The 15,547-nt window shown below is 66.1% G+C and carries 15 protein-coding genes; 7 read left to right on the top strand and 8 right to left on the bottom strand.

The features are described 5' to 3' along the window. The first annotated feature begins 14 nt into the window (after positions 1-14). Entirely contained in the window at positions 15-503 is a 489-nt protein-coding gene (locus AC5P6H_RS17625; RefSeq protein ID WP_014648023.1) for a hypothetical protein, read from the top strand. An 8-nt stretch (positions 504-511) separates the two neighbouring features. Here AC5P6H_RS17625 and AC5P6H_RS17630 read toward each other — a convergent pair whose 3' ends face one another. Beyond that, positions 512-1,213 (bottom strand): alpha/beta fold hydrolase, encoded by a 702-nt coding sequence (locus AC5P6H_RS17630; protein WP_495202926.1) that lies wholly within the window; start codon positions 1,211-1,213, stop codon positions 512-514. Positions 1,214-1,346: 133 nt separating this feature from the next. On the opposite strand from AC5P6H_RS17630, the gene AC5P6H_RS17635 reads away from it, so the two are divergent. After that, positions 1,347-1,634, top strand: coding sequence for a hypothetical protein (locus tag AC5P6H_RS17635; RefSeq protein ID WP_032960023.1), 288 nt, complete (start codon positions 1,347-1,349; stop codon positions 1,632-1,634). Between the two features lie 86 nt (positions 1,635-1,720). On the opposite strand, the gene AC5P6H_RS17640 is transcribed toward AC5P6H_RS17635, so the two are convergent. Beyond that, entirely contained in the window at positions 1,721-3,844 is a 2,124-nt protein-coding gene (locus tag AC5P6H_RS17640; RefSeq protein WP_014648026.1) for a methyl-accepting chemotaxis protein, read from the bottom strand. 232 nt (positions 3,845-4,076) lie between these two features. Here AC5P6H_RS17640 and AC5P6H_RS17645 point away from each other — a divergent pair, with 232 nt between their 5' ends. The 3 genes from AC5P6H_RS17645 (at position 4,077) to AC5P6H_RS17655 (ending at position 7,895) form a co-directional block, all read left to right on the top strand. Then, positions 4,077-6,080, top strand: a complete 2,004-nt coding sequence (locus tag AC5P6H_RS17645; RefSeq protein ID WP_049441936.1) for a CARDB domain-containing protein — start codon at positions 4,077-4,079, stop codon at positions 6,078-6,080. A gap of 170 nt (positions 6,081-6,250) precedes the next feature. After that, on the top strand, positions 6,251-7,213 hold the full coding sequence (locus AC5P6H_RS17650; RefSeq protein WP_495202927.1) for a L,D-transpeptidase family protein: 963 nt from the start codon (positions 6,251-6,253) through the stop codon (positions 7,211-7,213). A 4-nt stretch (positions 7,214-7,217) separates the two neighbouring features. Then, on the top strand, positions 7,218-7,895 hold the full coding sequence (locus tag AC5P6H_RS17655; RefSeq protein WP_053495714.1) for a M23 family metallopeptidase: 678 nt from the start codon (positions 7,218-7,220) through the stop codon (positions 7,893-7,895). On the opposite strand, the gene AC5P6H_RS17660 is transcribed toward AC5P6H_RS17655, so the two are convergent. The 5 genes from AC5P6H_RS17660 to hflK all read right to left on the bottom strand — a co-directional run bounded on the left by AC5P6H_RS17660 (position 7,825) and on the right by hflK (position 12,929). Next, complete coding sequence (locus AC5P6H_RS17660; protein WP_495202928.1) at positions 7,825-8,487, bottom strand: hypothetical protein; 663 nt, start codon at positions 8,485-8,487, stop codon at positions 7,825-7,827. The genes AC5P6H_RS17655 and AC5P6H_RS17660 overlap by 71 nt on opposite strands. 116 nt (positions 8,488-8,603) lie before the next feature. After that, positions 8,604-9,896 (bottom strand): adenylosuccinate synthase, encoded by a 1,293-nt coding sequence (locus AC5P6H_RS17665; RefSeq protein WP_014648029.1) that lies wholly within the window; start codon positions 9,894-9,896, stop codon positions 8,604-8,606. 787 nt (positions 9,897-10,683) lie between these two features. Further along, positions 10,684-10,869 carry a DUF2065 domain-containing protein gene (locus tag AC5P6H_RS17670; protein ID WP_005414170.1) on the bottom strand — a complete coding sequence of 62 codons (186 nt, stop codon included), beginning with the start codon at positions 10,867-10,869 and terminating at the stop codon, positions 10,684-10,686. A gap of 66 nt (positions 10,870-10,935) precedes the next feature. Beyond that, complete coding sequence (hflC, locus tag AC5P6H_RS17675; protein WP_014648031.1) at positions 10,936-11,799, bottom strand: protease modulator HflC; 864 nt, start codon at positions 11,797-11,799, stop codon at positions 10,936-10,938. Next, positions 11,796-12,929 (bottom strand): FtsH protease activity modulator HflK, encoded by a 1,134-nt coding sequence (gene hflK / locus AC5P6H_RS17680; protein ID WP_495202929.1) that lies wholly within the window; start codon positions 12,927-12,929, stop codon positions 11,796-11,798. The genes hflC and hflK overlap by 4 nt, the downstream gene beginning before the upstream one ends. A gap of 153 nt (positions 12,930-13,082) precedes the next feature. On the opposite strand from hflK, the gene AC5P6H_RS17685 reads away from it, so the two are divergent. Next, positions 13,083-14,078 (top strand): YhdH/YhfP family quinone oxidoreductase, encoded by a 996-nt coding sequence (locus tag AC5P6H_RS17685; RefSeq protein WP_053495211.1) that lies wholly within the window; start codon positions 13,083-13,085, stop codon positions 14,076-14,078. An 88-nt stretch (positions 14,079-14,166) separates the two neighbouring features. Further along, complete coding sequence (gene pilH / locus AC5P6H_RS17690) at positions 14,167-14,538, top strand: twitching motility response regulator PilH (protein WP_014648033.1); 372 nt, start codon at positions 14,167-14,169, stop codon at positions 14,536-14,538. 98 nt (positions 14,539-14,636) lie between these two features. Here the strand turns inward: pilH and AC5P6H_RS17695 are convergent, their stop codons facing one another. Beyond that, positions 14,637-15,524 (bottom strand): DnaJ C-terminal domain-containing protein, encoded by an 888-nt coding sequence (locus tag AC5P6H_RS17695; protein WP_012511838.1) that lies wholly within the window; start codon positions 15,522-15,524, stop codon positions 14,637-14,639. Positions 15,525-15,547: the final 23 nt, after the last annotated feature.

The following is a 15,547-nucleotide window of genomic DNA, read 5'->3' on the forward strand; positions in this document are numbered from 1 at the left end:
ACAGGAGAATCGTCATGCCCCGTGGTGACAAATCCGCATACACCGAAAAGCAGAAGCGCCAGGCCGAGCACATCGAGGAAAGCGAACGTGATCGCGGCGCGAGTGAAGGCACCGCCGAGCGCATTGCCTGGGCCACCGTGAACAAGCAGGACGGCGGCGGCAAGCGCGCCGGCAGTGCCCGCAAGGGCGCTAAGAAGGCGACCAGCAAGAAGGCTGCCAAGAAGGCGCCTGCCAGGAAATCGGCCACAAAGAAGGCCGCAACCAAGAGGACGGCGGCGAAGAAGGCACCTGCGAAGAAGGCGGTGGCGAAGAAGGCACCGGCTCGCAAGACCGCGACAAAGAAGGCCGCAAAGAAGACGGCGAAGAAGGCAGCGGTAAAGAAGGCGGGTACGGCCGCCGCGCGGAGCGCCGCCGCGAAGAAGGCAGCCAAGACGCGGGCCGCGAAGAAGACCGTGCGCAAGGCGGCGGCGAAGAAAGCCGCGCGCACGCGCGCACGCGGCTGAGTCTTCGATCAGGAGGGGAGCGCCCTCATCCATGCGGCAACTTCGGCTGCCGCTGCCTCGGCACGGGCCTGCAGCAGTAGATGCGGCCCTTCCAGCGATACGTGCCGGGCATCGGGCAACAAGACCTGCAGCTCGGCCACGCTGGGCGGCCACAACAGGTGGTCCTGTCGTGCATGCAGGCATAACGTCGGCAGCGTGAGCTTCGGCAACTGCGCGCGGACATCGATCTGCAGTGTCGCCGCAGCGCGCTGCCGCAGGATCGCGGTCGGTACCGCAGCGATCGCATGCCGCAGCTCGCGAAGGTTCATGCGTGTCCGCCAATGCCCCAGCAGAAGCCGGGCCAGCAACGCCAGCGGCGGCGGTGGCCATGCAGGGGCAAGCAAGCGTGCGCTCGCCGCTGGCAGCGGCACCGGTCGCCGCGCGAAGGTCGTACTCAGTATCAATCCGCGCAATGCCGGCGGTGAAGCCACCGCCAGTTCGATAGCCAGCGGCCCGGCAAACGATTCAGCCAGCAGCACAAAGGGAGAGATGGGAAGCTGCGGGCGCAGGATCGACGCCAATGTAACGTAGTCCTGTGGCCCGTGCATGGGCAGCGGCAGCACCTGCACGGTAGCCCCCTCGTCCTGCATCGCTTCCACGAAGCATGTCGACAGCAGGCCGCTGCCATCCAGCCCGGGCAGCATCACGATCGGGAGCATCACGGCGTTCATCACATTGCTCACCTCTCAGGTCCCTTCGCACGACTCGCTGCCGCGCAGCTTCGCTTATCGGCTCGACCCAGGGAAGTGCACGCCGCTGCTCGCGGCGCTACCCTGATGGCCCCGGACAGACGAGGAAGGCGGCATGCGCAAGCCACGCTGGCTCAGCTGGACCGGCATTGCCCTATGCGCGCTCTATCTCGCGCTGACCACCTGGCTGGTGCTCGATGCCCGGTCCAACAGCGACCCCAAGAGCGCCTACATCCTCATGCAACTGCCGGTGATGCTGCAGACCGCAGCACTCAACGTCATCGGCGTGGGACGCTGGCTTTCCGGAATGACCTGGATCACCGTCTACCTTCTGGTGATTCCTCCCACGCTTGGCGTGCTGTACGTGCTTGGGGCCATGCTCGGCAGCGTCCTGGAACAATGAGGGCGATCCTCCCTGCTGCCTGAGCGGGCGATGCAAATACGGCCGCTCAAGGCGGCCGTATTCCTGTCACGGGGTCAGCAGCCTGCTCAGGCTGCACGGCGCGGCACGGCCGAAGCCACTGCGCCTTCCACCTTGAATACCGCTACCGACGTGGTCAGCGCATGCGCCTGTTCTTCCAGCGCGCGGCTCGCCGCAGTGGCTTCTTCCACCAGGGCCGCGTTCTGCTGTGTCACCTGGTCCATCTGCACCACCACCTGGTTGACCTGCTCGATACCGGCGGCCTGTTCCTTGCTGGCCGCTGCGATGTCGCTCATCAGCTGGGTGGTGCGCGAACTGGCCTGGGCCACGCGTGCGATCGCTGCTTCCGATTCAACGGTCACCGCCAGGCCACTCTTCACCTTGGCAGCGGCGTCTTCGATCAGCTCCTTGATTTCCTTGGCCGCGACGCCGGCGCGCTGCGCGAGCGTGCGTACTTCGCTGGCGACCACGGCAAAACCACGGCCCTGCTCGCCCGCGCGCGCGGCTTCCACCGCAGCGTTCAGCGCCAGGATGTTGGTCTGGAACGCGATGCCGTCGATAACGGTGGAGATTTCCGAGATGCGTGCCGAGGACTGATCGATCTCACCCATCACCGAGGCCATCTGCGCCATCGCCTGCTCGGTCTCGCGTACGGCGGCACCGGCGGCATGCGCTTCGCTGTCGGCCTGACGCGCCAGCTCGGCGTTCTGGCGCACGGTGGAGGTCAGCTCCTCCATCGACGCGGCAGCTTCCTCCAGGTTGGCCGCCTGCTGCTCCGTGCGGCGCGACAGGTCGTTGTTGCCGGCGGCCAGTTCCTGGGCCGCGTTGTTGATGCTGTCGGCAGCCACCTGGATGCCCCGCACAATGCCCGTCAGCTGCGCGGTGGTGGTATTGGCGTCGTCGCGCATGCGCGCGAACACGCCGTCGTACTCACCGTCCATGCGTGCGGTCAGGTCACCGTGCGAGATCGCGCGCAGCACGTCGGAAACATCGGCAATGCTGGCCTGCGAACTGGCCATCATGCCGTTGAGGTGTTCGACCATTGCCTTGAACTGGTACTGGAACGCAGCAGCATCGCCACGCATGCTGAAGTCGCCGGCGCGAGCCGCACGGGCCAGTTCATCGATCTGCGCGTTGATCGCCATCAGGCTCTGCTTTACCGCGGCCAGAGTGCGGGTCAGCGTGCCCTTCTCGCCCGGGTAGTCCGGCAGGTCACGGCTGAGGTCGCCGATCGCGTAACGCTGCATCACTTCGGCCATCAGCAGCTCCACCTGCACGTGCGATTCGACCAGGCTGTTGGTGGCCTGCACCATGCGGCCGAAATCACCGGGGAAGGCACTGTCGTCCATGCGATAGCGGATCGCACCCGCTTCGTGCTGCTCAGCCATCTGCAGCTGCGCGCCGATCGCCGCCTGCACGCTCTGCCGCACGCTGGCCATGGCCTCGCCCAGCTGGGTCAGCTCATCCCGGCCACCGAGGCGGAACTCCTGGTCCAGCTGGCCCTTGGACAGCCGCTCGGCCAGGTTCACGGCGCGCGCCAGCGGGCCGGTCAGGCTGCGGCCAATCATCACCGAGGCGCCGATGCCGGCAAGCAGTGCAACTCCGCCCAGCACCAGCAGCTGCAGCAGGCTGCGTTCGCCCAGGCGGATCGCTTCGGCGGCAGCCTCACGGCTTTCCTTCTCCTCGAAGTCCACGCCATCGGACAGCGCCTTGTTCCAGCCGTTGGCCGCTTCCTGCACCGGGCCCAGCGTCAGCGCCACGGCGCCAGGGTAATCACCCTGCTCCATCAGTTCGCTGGTCTGCTTGTTGAGCGGGCGCGCAACGGCACGCTTGGCCGCGATGGTTTCCGCGATGGTCTTGCCCTGGGCATCGCTGGGCAGCGCCTGGTAGGCGGTCCAGCTGGCCTCATAGCGCTTGACCAGGTCGGCGATGCGCTTCTCGTCGCTGCCGCGGTCTTCGCCCTGACGGATCAGCATTTCGCGGCGCACGACCATCATCTGGTTGTTGGCATCGAGCATCTGCGACAGCAGGCGCACCTTGGCCACGCTGACGTCGACCACCTGCTGCATCGCACGCTTCTGCACGACACTGGCAGTGGCGCCGGTGGCCACCACGGCGGCGACCAGCAGCAGCAACAGGCCAAAGCCCAGCCCAAGACGCCAGGCAACCCTGACGTTCCTCAAGTAGTTCATGGGGTATCCAATACGGGGGGATGTGGCCTTATCGGCGGCCTCATGCTGGGTCTTGACCCGTAAATTCTGAACGCTTCGGGCGCGGTTCACGTTTGCATCGCCATTGCCAGCAACGAATGCGCAGCATCTCCGTAGGCGGTCTGATCCAGGCGGTTGTTGCCGTTATGCTGGGCCACCGCTGATCTGCAAGATGCCAGACCTCGGCCACCCTCGCCATCGTACAAGGACGACCATGAGGCATTATCTCAGTGCACTTCCGCTCCTGCTTGCCTGCATGACAAGCCCACAGTCCGCGCACGCCCAGGACGCATACACCGGAAGCAACTTCAAGTTCCTCTACGCGTACAACATCATCGGCAATGCTGACCCCGCAGTCCGCTCCCAGCTGACCGAGCTGCACAATGCCGGCGCGAATGTGATTCCCGTGACAGGATGGAATACGGGTGAACTCAGCTCCCGTTTGCAGGCGCTGCGGCAGGACCCGCTGTTATCCAGATTCAAAGTGCTGCTCCAGTTCAACGGACCCGTTCACGACGCCTGGTACGCAGATCCCGGCAGTGCCTGCTCTCCTGGCAACGAGCGTCTACCAGACTGGCTTCAACAGGAGCTTGACGCTGTTGCTGCACTTGCCCTGCAGAACTCAGACATCGTAGTTGGTTACTACACTTTTGACGAACCAGCTCTGCCACAGACACCACAGAACCTTGGTATCTGCAAGCGCTTCCAGGAACTGGTCTACGAAAGGCTTCGGCAAGCGGATCCCGATGCATCCGCGCGCCCGGTGATCATCGCCAATCTGATGGGCACGTTGAGCGATGTCCAGATCCAGTACGCAATGAGCCCACACGCACAGGATGTCGTCTTTGTTGACCAGTATCAGAACACCGTCAACGAACAGGTCGCTCAGTACCAGAAATGGAAACGGCACGGATTGCTGGGAGGTGGAATGGTTCCGGTCCTTCCTGCTTTCAACTACACCAGCTGCAATGACCCCGGACTGCGCACCAGCTTCCGGGTGAAACTCGAAGCTTCATTGCAAGCCGTGTATGGAGCGGACCGCCCTCGCAACCTAGGCAGCGCCTACTTTGCGTTCTGGCCGGGTGCACGCCCTGATTTTCAGTTCGACGGGCAGAACTGCCCTGCCATCTTCAACTCAATGATCGATGACCTCACGCATCAACCGGACCTTCAGGTCACGCGGATCGACACGATTCCAAGCCAGTTCCGGGCAGGGGAGCCAGTCCGTTTCCGGGCAACCATCCGAAATGCCGGCAATGCTCCGTCTCCCATGAATCACCACAGTGTCCTCGTCCATGAGGAGGGACAGTGTTTCGAGGGAGGATGCCAATGGGGAATCTTGACCATCAGTCTGGCCCCTGGTCAACAGGCCACCATAGATCTGAACCAGGGACCCAGCTGGACACCTTCGGCAGGGCTGCATGCGATGACCGTGTTCGCTGATGACGCGGACCGCATCAAGGAACTCGACGAACACAACAACGAGTTGACCCGGGAAATCATGGTGGGGGATCTGCCCGATCTGCAGCCATACCTGATCGAAACGATTCCAGCCAGTTTCAAGCCAGGCGATGCAGTGACATTCCGCACGGCAGTAACCAACCGCGGATCAATGCCCGCACCTGCGGGTTGGCTCGGAGCGGTCTATCTGGTAAATGGCGCGTGCCCAGCCAGTGGCTGCCCCTGGAGTGGCCTGACAACGGCCTTGGCGCCGGGCGAATCCGTATGGTTGAGCCCCGCTGGCCCCGTTTGGCCAGCCGCGGGTGGCCAGCAACAGATCACCTCCATTGTTGACGACCAAGGGCTGATCCAGGAGTCGAATGAGGGCAACAACCAGCTGGCTCGAATCATCCAGGTCTCGGACAAGCCAGACCTTCGGATCACCAGCGCGCATTCACAGCCGCTGCGTCCGAAATCCGGCGATGCAACCTCGTTCACCGCAACCATCGAGAATGTCGGCTCGGTCGCCGCCAGCGCGCCTTGGATTGGGCTGATGGCCATGAAGAACGGGCAGTGTTTCATTGAAGGTTGCGTATGGGGCGGCCTCCAGAACTACACCCTGGCACCCGGCGCCAGCGTCAATGTCAGGACTTACAACGACGTCTGGCGCCCGACCCCAGGGGTGCACTCCATCCAGCTGCTGGTTGACGATCAGAACACCGTGAGCGAGTCACGGGAGGACAACAACAGCATCGACATCATGGTTACTGTGGATTGAACATCAGGGCAGGCGGCGACGGATCCGTGGTCGCCTGCCCTCGTTGCTTTCCATGTGCAGACGCGGCCCCACAAGGGATGGTCACGTTGGCACCACTCATCCCGGCGTCAGATTCTTTTCACATCAGTCCTGCATTGCGCACAGGCATGGTAGTTCCGTGAATGCCGGAGATGCCCATGCGTGTACCCCATCCTGTACTGTTCGTCCTGTCGCTACTGATATCACCCGCCTTCGCGCAGTCTCCTGCGCCCAACCTGCCCGCCCCCATTGCCGAGAAGGCCGGCCCGGACACCGCAGTGCGCTCCGCACTGCATGCCCAGGTGCTGCTGGATCGCGCGAATTTCTCGCCTGGCCAGATCGATGGCGGAGTGGGCAGCAACCAGCGACGCGCGGTGGCGGGCTTCCAGGCCGCGCATGGGCTGACCATGACGGGTGAGCTGGACGACGCCACCTGGAAGGCCCTGCAGGCTGATACGGTGGGGCCGCTGGCCAGCTACACGCTGACTGCCGAGGATGTCGCCGGCCCGTTCCAGCCCATACCGAAAGGACCTGCCGCACAGGCCAAACTGAAATCGCTGGGTTTCAGCAGCGTGGAAGAAGCCCTGGGCGAGCGCTTCCACGCCTCGCCGGAGTTGCTGAAGGTGCTCAATCCCGGCGTGGATCTGACCAAGGCTGGCAGCCGCATCCAAGTGCCCAACATCGCACCAGCGGCATTGCCGAAGGCGGCGAAGATCGTGGTCGACAAATCCGACTCCACCCTGCAGTTGCTGGATGCGCAGGGCAAGCTGATCGCGCAGGTGCCGGTGTCGTCGGGCAGCCAGCACGACCCGTTGCCGATCGGCGAATGGAAGATCCTGGGCGTGTATCGCGACCCGCCGTTCCACTACAACCCGAAGTTGTTCTGGGATGCGCGCAAGGGCGAAAAGAAAGCGACGCTGCCGCCGGGCCCGAACAATCCGGTCGGCCGGGTCTGGATCGACCTGTCCAAGCCACACTACGGCCTGCATGGCACGCCCGAACCCAGCCATGTCGGCAAGACCGAATCGCATGGCTGCGTACGCATGACCAACTGGGATGCGGTGCGTGTGGCCGACGCAGTGGATACTTCGGTGCCCGTGGTGATGCAGGAGTAAGCCCATGCGTCTTTCGCAGCTGATCGTATTGGGCGTACTGCTGGGACTGGGGGCAGGTTGGTGGCTGCGTCGCGATGGGAGTGAGCCGGTAGCCGCCTCGCTGCCGGCAGCGCCATCGGCGGTGTCCGCCGCGCCGGTGGTCGAACCAGCGCCACGCGCAACGGCCCCACCCGCCACCACCGCGCCGCCGGCCGCGCAGGCTGCGGATGCACCGTCCGGCCTGCTGCTGCCGGTGCAGGGCATCCTGGCCTCGCAGCTGCGCGATACCTTCACCGATGCACGCAGCGAAGGCCGCGTACACGATGCCATCGACATCATGGCCGATGCAGGTACTCCCGTACTCGCGGTGGCTGATGGCACGGTGGAAAAACTGTTCGACAGCAAACGCGGCGGGCTGACTATCTACCAGTTCGAGCCCAGCGGACGCTGGTGCTACTACTACGCGCACCTGCAGCGCTATGCCGATGGCCTGGCCGAGAAACAGGCGATCAAGCGCGGGGATGTGATCGGCTACGTCGGCAGCACCGGCAATGCCAGCGCCGAGGCCCCGCACCTGCACTTCGAAGTGCATGTGTTGGGGCCGGAGAAGCAGTGGTGGAAGGGAGAGTCGATCAATCCCTATCCCTTGCTGAAGTCGGCGGCACCGATGCCCGGCGCTGCTGGCGCCGCAACGCCACAGTGAAGACAGTCAACGCAGCCCCCGGAATCAGCAGGAACAGCGCCGCCATCTTCCAGAAAAAGAACGGCCACAGCCAGAGGTAGTCCAGGTCGGTCAGCTTCAGCAGACCCAGCGGCGGCTGCAGCTCGATGTCTGCAGTGCGTCCCGCCAGCGCCGGATCCACCTCCAGCACGGTTACCCGCAGCCATGAGCGGCCGCGTGGCAATGCGTCGCCGCGACCGTAACCAAAGTAGGAGGCCATGAGGCCGCTGGACTCAACCGATACCAGCGCGCGGTCGATGCCCTGCCCGGCCACTCCCCAACGCTTCCCTGCGCGGAAGTCTCCATGATCGGTCGGAGTTTCGATGCGCGGCAGCACTTCAGGGTCAGCCTCTGTACCGTCCGCGGCATAGCGCAGGCGCAGCCGAAGCTGGTCATCGATGAGGCGGTAGACGGTGATCTGGGCGGTTGCGCCAGGGCGCAGCACCAGCGGCACCGTCTGCGTGCGCGAAGCCAGGGCATTGGCGGCTGCACCCAACACAAGTACCAGGCCGGCCATGCACCACAGGCTCCACGACACCCACAGGGTGACCCGCACTACCGTCCCGCCTTTCACGCTGACATCCTGGTCATCGCGTCGCTTCCCCGCTGGCCTGGCCACACAGTAACGAAAAAGCCCCGCGTGCGCGGGGCTTTTCCTGTCACCAACGCCGGGCATGGCCCGGCGCCACCTCAGGCGAACGGATCCTGCAGGACCATGGTGTGGTCGCGGTCCGGGCCGGTGGAGACGATGCTGATCGGGCAGCCGGCCAGCTCTTCCAGCGAACGCAGGTAGGCGCGTGCGGCCGGCGGCAGGTCGTCCCACTGGGTGATGCCGTGGGTGTTCTCGCTCCAGCCCGGGAACTCCAGATACACCGGGGTGCATTCTTCCCAGCCCTGCGCGTCCAGCGGCGCGTACTCGGTGCGCTTGCCGTTGTATTCGTAGGCGATGCAGACCTTCAGCTTTTCCATGCCGTCGAGCACGTCCAGCTTGGTGATGCACAGGCCGCTGATGCCGTTGATGGCCACGGCGCGCTTCAGCGCGACGATGTCCATCCAGCCACAACGACGCGGACGGCCGGTCGACGCACCGTACTCGGCGCCGCGGTCACGAATGCCCTGGCCGACTTCGTCGTCCAGCTCGGTCGGGAACGGGCCACCGCCTACGCGGGTGGCGTAGGCCTTGGCGATGCCCAGCACGTAGTCGATCGAATCAGCGCCGACGCCGGAACCGGCCAGCGCACCACCGACGGTGGTGTTGGAGCTGGTGACGTACGGGTAGGTGCCGTGGTCGATGTCCAGCAGCGCACCCTGCGCACCTTCGAACAGCACGCGCTTACCCTGCTTGCGCAGGTCGTGCAGGATGCCGGCCACGTCGGACTTCATCGGCTGCACGTATTCGCCGAAGGCCAGTGCTTCGTCGAAGGTCTTCTGGAAGTCGACCGCATCGGTGTTCAGGTACTTGGTCAGCACGAAGTTGTGGTAATCCAGCGCGGTGCGCAGCAGTTCTTCCAGCTGCTTCGGGTAGTGCAGGTCGGCGATGCGGATGCCGCGACGCGCCACCTTGTCTTCGTAGGCCGGGCCGATGCCGCGGCCGGTGGTGCCGATCGCCTTGCCACCGGCTGCGCGCTCGCGCGCCTGGTCCAGGGCGATGTGGTACGGCATGATCAGCGGCGCGGCCGGGGAGATCTTCAGGCGCGAACGCACTTCCACGCCGGAGGCTTCCAGCTCGGCGATTTCCTTCTGCAGCGCGGCCGGCGAGATCACCACGCCGTTGCCGATCAGGCACAGCGCATCGTCACGCAGGATGCCCGACGGGATCAGGTGCAGGACGGTCTTCTTACCGTTGATGACCAGGGTGTGGCCGGCATTGTGGCCGCCCTGGAAGCGCACGACGGCGCCGATTTCCTCAGTGAGCAGATCGACGATCTTGCCCTTGCCTTCATCGCCCCACTGGGCACCCAACACTACGACAGACTGACCCATGACGGGCTCCTCGGTTTGTTGCGGCCATCGGGGCCGCGGACGGGTAAACCGTGGCGGGGCTGGCCAGCACCTGGAGGGCGGCTCCAAACGGGGAGCGGCCGGCGATGGAGGGCCCAGACACGGAAAAAGCCGAACGGGGAGGCCCGTCCGGCTTTTGTGCATTATCCGGGTTTACGGGGTCCGCTGCCAACTTTCCGACGGACGGCTTCACCGGCCGGTCAGCCGCCCCGCCCGGTCGTGCCGGCCGCTGGCCGGCAATGCCAACCAAGGTTGGCATCTACCAGAGCCGGGCCACGCAGGTGCAGGTCGGTCAGCCGCCCCGCCCGGTCGTGCCGGCCGCTGGCCGGCAATGCCAACCAAGGTTGGCATCTACCAGGGCCTGGCCACGCAGGTGCAGGCCGGTCAGCCGCCCCGCCCGGTCGTGCCGGCCGCTGGCCGGCAATGCCAACCAAGGTTGGCATCTACCAGAGCCTGGCCACGCAGGTGCAGGGCGGTCAGCTGCCCCGCCCGGTCGTGCCGGCCGCTGGCCGGCAATGCCAACCAAGGTTGGCATCTACCAGGGCCAGGCCACGCAGGTGCAGGTCGGTCAGCCGCCCCACCCAGTCGTGCCGGCCGCTGGCCGGCAACGCCAACCAAGGTTGGCATCTACCAGGGCCAGGCCACGCAGGTGCAGGTCGGTCAGCCGCCCCGCCCGGTCGTGCCGGCCGCTGGCCGGCAATGCCAACCAAGGTTGGCAGCTACCAAGGCCAGGCCACGCAGGTAGACGCAGGCGGCCGCGCCGGGGCGTCTAGTGCCGCACCCACCACAGCAGGCTCAGGCCGGCCAGCAGCACCAGTCCGCCGAAGCTGCGCAGGGCCGGGCTGGGCAGGTCCAGCAGGCGTTCGGCCATGCGCTTCCAGGCGAACGGCGCGACGAACAGGAACAGGCCTTCCAGCACCGCGACCAGGCAGACGGCGGCGAACAGATCTTTCATCGGAACTCCGGAAAAAGCACGGGGCCCGGCAGTTGGCCGGGCCCCGTGGGGTAATGCCCTGCGACCTCAGCGGTCGTTCTTCAGGTACTGCAGGAACGGGTCGTTCTTGTCGAGCACGATCACGCCGTTGCCGTCGGTCATGGAGCCGCGGTACGCCTCCAGGCTACGGTAGAACGCGTAGAACGACGGATCAGCCGAACCGGCCTTGCCGTAGATGCGGGTGGCTTCCGCATCACCTTCACCGCGCAGGCGCTGTGCATCGCGCTCGGCCTCGGCGATCAGCACGGTGCTGTCACGGTCGGCCTGGGCGCGGATGGTCAGCGACTGTTCCTCGCCTTCCGCGCGCAGCTTGGCGGCTTCCTGCTTGCGCTGGGCGCGCATGCGCTCGTACACGTCGTTGATCACCTGGCTGTCGGTGGGCAGGTCCACCTGCTTGATGCGCAGGTCGATCATCTGCATGCCAAGGCCGGCCACGGCCTCGTTGATTCCCTTCAACTGCTCGGCGATCAGCTCACTGCGGTCGCCGGACACCAGCTGCTGCAGGGTGCGCGAGTTGATCTGGTTGCGCAGCGAATCGGTGATGATCGGCGCCAGGCGGGCGTTGGCCACGCGCGGGTCGCCGCCGGTGGCACGGAAGTAGTCACCCACGTTGGAGATGTAGCCGATGGCGAAGAAGTCGACGCTGACGTCCTTCTGCTCGGCGGTGAAGTAGCGCGCCGGCGCGGTGTCGAGCACCTGGAAGCGGCGGTCGAAGACCTTCACCGTTTCCACCACCGGCACCTTGAAGTGCAGGCCTGGCTTGATGTCCGACCGCACCACCTTGCCCAGGTTCAGCACCATGGCGGTCTGGTCCTCACGGACCACATACACCGAGCCGAGCAGGCCCAGCACCACCGCCACGATCACGGCGATCCAGATAGGACTCTTCATCGGCTGCCCTCCTCACGGCCGCTCGGTCGTCCGGTCGGGCGGCCCACCGGCCGGCCCGGATCACGGGAAGCTTCCACCGCTGCGCCCGGCAGCGACGGCATGACCACGTCCGGGTTTGCCACTGCGGCCGGGGCCGACGTGGTGGGACGGGTGTCGCCGGTCATCGGCACGTAGATCAGCTGGCGGCCATCGCCGCCGATCACCTTGCGGTTCTCGCTCAGCACCTGCTGCACGGTCTCCAGCCACAGGCGCTTGCGGGTCACTTCCGGCGCGTCCTTGTACTGGGCCTGCAACAGGCTGAAGCGCTGCGCGTCACCCTCGGCCTTGGACACCACTGCCTGCTTGTAGCCTTCGGCGGTGGTACGGGCGCGCGAGGCCTGGCCTCGGGCTTCCGGCACGACCTTGGCGGCGTAGGCCTGGGCTTCGTTGATCAGGCGTTCCTTGACCTGCTGGGCACCATTGACCTCGTCGAAGGCCGGCTTCACTTCCTCCGGCGGACGGGCGTCCTGCAGGGTCAGGCCGGTCACGGTCAGGCCGGTCTTGAACGCCTTCAGCAGCGCCTGCAGGCGCTCCTCGGCGGCCACGGCCAGCGGGCCACGGTTGTTCAGCACGGCATTGAGGTCGGCGCGGCCGACTTCCTCGCGCACCGCGCTCTGCGCCGACTGCTCCAGCACCTGGTTGGCATCGACCGTGCCGAACAGGTACTGCTGCGGATCGTCGATGCGGTACTGGACGTTCAGCGAGACGTTGACGATGTTCTCGTCACGGGTCAGGACCGGCACCTGGATCGAGAAGGTCTTGATCTCGGTGGCGTTGACCTTGGTGACCGACTCGATCGGCCACGGCAGCTTGAAGTTCGGGCCGGGCTGCAGGATGCGCGAGAACTGGCCGAAGCGCAGGACCACGCCACGCTGCTGTTCACCGATCAGCTGGAAGCTGGAGAACAGCACCAGCAGCACCAGGGCCGCCACCACCCAACGCACGATGCCGCCGTCGAACAGGTCCTTCAACGGCCCGGGCAGTCCGCCCCAGCCACCACCATTGCCACCGCCGCGCGACCCGAACGGCCCGCGTCGATTGTCCTCGGGGCCTTGTCCGCCCTTGTTGCCGCCGGGTGTATTCCAGGCCATGCACGCTCCATCAAGATGTGGGCTGCGGCGCGGGCCCTTCCCGCGGCGCCAGCCGTGAAACCATTACCGATCATACAAGATGGGGCGGATCGGCAGGATCGAAAGGGCGACGACGGGGTAAGGTGGCGTTTTCCTCGAAGTCAGGCAACGCCGATGGCCCCCACCACCCCGTTCACCGCCTTCCGCATCGAAAACGACGACGCCGGCTATCGCAGCGGCCTGACCCGGCTCGGTGTCGACGACCTCAACCCCGGGCAGGTACTGATCCGCGCCCACTGGTCCTCGGTCAACTACAAGGATGCCCTGGCCGGCACCGGCAAGGGGAAGATCCTGCGCCGCTTCCCGCTGGTCGGCGGCATCGACGTGGCCGGCACCGTGGTCGCCAGCACCGACCCGGCCTGGCGTGAAGGCGACGCGGTGCTGGCCACCGGCTGCGGCCTCAGCGAGACCCGTGACGGCGGCTACAGCCAGTATGTGCGGCTGGAGTCGCGTGCGGTGATTGCACAGCCGGCCGGGCTGAGCCCGCGCGAGGCGATGGTGCTGGGCACCGCCGGCTTCACGGCGGCGCTGGCGCTGCTGCGCATGCAGGACAACCGCCAGACCCCGGAGCTCGGCCCGCTGGCGGTCACCGGCGCCAGCGGCGGCGTCGGTGCGCTGGCGCTGTCGATCTTCAGCCGTGCCGGCTACACCGTGCACGCGGTCAGTGGCAAGCCGGACCAGACCGACTTCCTGCGCGACATCGGTGCCAGCGAGGTGCTGCCGCGCGAGGCGCTGGCCGACACCGGCCCGCTGCAGTCGGCGCGCTTCGGCGGGGGCCTGGACAATGCCGGCGGCGCCATGCTCGCCAGCCTGCTGGCGCAGACCGTGCCCTACGGCAGCGTGGTCAGCGCCGGCCTGGCGGCCAGCCCGACGCTGGACATGACGGTGATGCCCTTCATCCTGCGCGGTGTGTCGCTGCTCGGCGTGTCTTCGGCCAATGCGCCGCGCCGGCTGCGCGAAGAGGTGTGGTCGCGCCTGGGCGGTGAGTGGAAGCCGCAGCACCTGGACCGCATCTGCACCGCCGAGGTCGGCCTTGATGGCCTCCGGGCAGTGTTCGAGCGGATGCTGGCGGGTGGATCGCTGGGCCGCACGGTGGTGCGGATCGACTGAACGTCGCAGGCAGGCGACGGACGGCAGGTGCCCCCCTCCCGCCGGTAATGAGCCCGCACTACACTGCGGGCATTACATGGGGAACAACATGGCACGCATTCTGATCGTCGACGACTCACCGTCGCAGCTGTTGGGGATACAGCGCATCGTCGAGAAGCTCGGGCACCAGATCCTGACCGCCACCGATGGCGCCGCCGGGGTCGAAACCGCCAGGGCCGAGCTGCCCGACCTGGTCCTGATGGACGTGGTGATGCCCAATCTCAACGGCTTCCAGGCCACCCGTACCCTCGCCCGCGACGAGGCGACCCGGCATATCCCGGTGATCCTGGTGACCACCAAGGACCAGGACACCGATCGCATGTGGGGCATGCGCCAGGGCGCCAAGGCCTACATCACCAAGCCGTTCTCGGAAGACGAGCTGTCCGAGGTGCTGGAGCGGGTGTTCGCCGGCCAGGGCTGAGACGCGCGTGGTCGTGCCGGCCGCTGGCCGGCAACCACGCATCACCGTCCCAGGTCATGAAATTGCCGGCCAGCGGCCGGCACGACCGCAAGGCGTGCTCAGATCGACTCGCCGAAGGCCTTGGCCAGATTGCGGTAGGCCTTCTTCTGCGCCTCGTCGGTCGCGGCCGGGGCCACGATCTCGATTTCAACGATCTGGTCGCCGTCCGGGCTGCCCGGCAGGCCCCGGCCACGCAGGCGCAGTTTGCGGCCGGCATCGGAGTCGGCGGGGATCTTCAGCTCCACCGCACCGCCCAGGGTCGGCACGCTGATGCTGGTGCCCAACGCGGCCTGCCAGGGCGTGACCGGCAACGTATAGAGGATGTTGCGGCCATCGACCTCGAACTGCGGATGCGCGGCGTACTCCACTTCCAGCAGCAGGTTGCCGCCATGGTTGCCCTGCCCTGCCAGGCGGATCACCTGGCCCGGACGGATGCCCTTGGGCACGCGCACGTCCAGCTGCTTGCCGTTGACGGTGATGCGCAGGCTGTCGCCGCTGTAGGCCGCTTCCAGCGGGACCGACAGCTTGGCGCGGGTGTCGCGGTTGGGTGCGTGGCCCTGGCTGCTGAAGCCCGGGCCCGGACCGGCACCGCCACGCTGGCGCGCGAACAGGCTTTCGAAGAAGTCGCTGAAGCCGCCGTTGGGGCCACCACCGCCGAATACTTCCTCGAAATTGAAACCGCCGGCGCCGCCGTAGTTCGGCGGCACGTTGAACTCCTCGCCCGGGCGATAGCCCTGCGCGCGCAGCTGGTCGTAGGCTGCGCGCTTTTCCGGATCGCGCAGCGCCTCGTAGGCCTCGTTGACCGCCTTGAACTTGTCTTCGGCCCCGGCCTCCTTGCTGACGTCCGGGTGGTACTTGCGTGCCAACCGGCGGTAGGCGGTCTTGATCTCCGCCTCGCCCGCGCTCGGTTCCACCCCCAGGGTGGCGTAGTAATCCTTGAATTCCATCCAGCTACCTCGATCTGCTTCGG

Source organism: Stenotrophomonas sp. YJH_SMC_110 (genome assembly GCF_059369255.1).

Bases quoted from the DNA above. Each gene is read 5' to 3' on its own strand.
- pilH (WP_014648033.1), top strand. From the start codon at position 14,167: ATGGCACGCATTCTGATCGTCGACGACTCACCGTCGCAGCTGTTGGGG.
- AC5P6H_RS17645 (WP_049441936.1), top strand. From the start codon at position 4,077: ATGAGGCATTATCTCAGTGCACTTCCGCTCCTGCTTGCCTGCATGACA.
- hflK (WP_495202929.1), bottom strand. From the start codon at position 12,929: ATGGCCTGGAATACACCCGGCGGCAACAAGGGCGGACAAGGCCCCGAG.
- AC5P6H_RS17665 (WP_014648029.1), bottom strand. From the start codon at position 9,896: ATGGGTCAGTCTGTCGTAGTGTTGGGTGCCCAGTGGGGCGATGAAGGC.
- AC5P6H_RS17635 (WP_032960023.1), top strand. From the start codon at position 1,347: ATGCGCAAGCCACGCTGGCTCAGCTGGACCGGCATTGCCCTATGCGCG.
- AC5P6H_RS17630 (WP_495202926.1), bottom strand. From the start codon at position 1,213: ATGAACGCCGTGATGCTCCCGATCGTGATGCTGCCCGGGCTGGATGGC.
- AC5P6H_RS17695 (WP_012511838.1), bottom strand. From the start codon at position 15,524: ATGGAATTCAAGGATTACTACGCCACCCTGGGGGTGGAACCGAGCGCG.
- AC5P6H_RS17685 (WP_053495211.1), top strand. From the start codon at position 13,083: ATGGCCCCCACCACCCCGTTCACCGCCTTCCGCATCGAAAACGACGAC.
- AC5P6H_RS17650 (WP_495202927.1), top strand. From the start codon at position 6,251: ATGCCCATGCGTGTACCCCATCCTGTACTGTTCGTCCTGTCGCTACTG.
- AC5P6H_RS17670 (WP_005414170.1), bottom strand. From the start codon at position 10,869: ATGAAAGATCTGTTCGCCGCCGTCTGCCTGGTCGCGGTGCTGGAAGGC.
- AC5P6H_RS17640 (WP_014648026.1), bottom strand. From the start codon at position 3,844: ATGAACTACTTGAGGAACGTCAGGGTTGCCTGGCGTCTTGGGCTGGGC.
- AC5P6H_RS17655 (WP_053495714.1), top strand. From the start codon at position 7,218: ATGCGTCTTTCGCAGCTGATCGTATTGGGCGTACTGCTGGGACTGGGG.
- AC5P6H_RS17625 (WP_014648023.1), top strand. From the start codon at position 15: ATGCCCCGTGGTGACAAATCCGCATACACCGAAAAGCAGAAGCGCCAG.
- hflC (WP_014648031.1), bottom strand. From the start codon at position 11,799: ATGAAGAGTCCTATCTGGATCGCCGTGATCGTGGCGGTGGTGCTGGGC.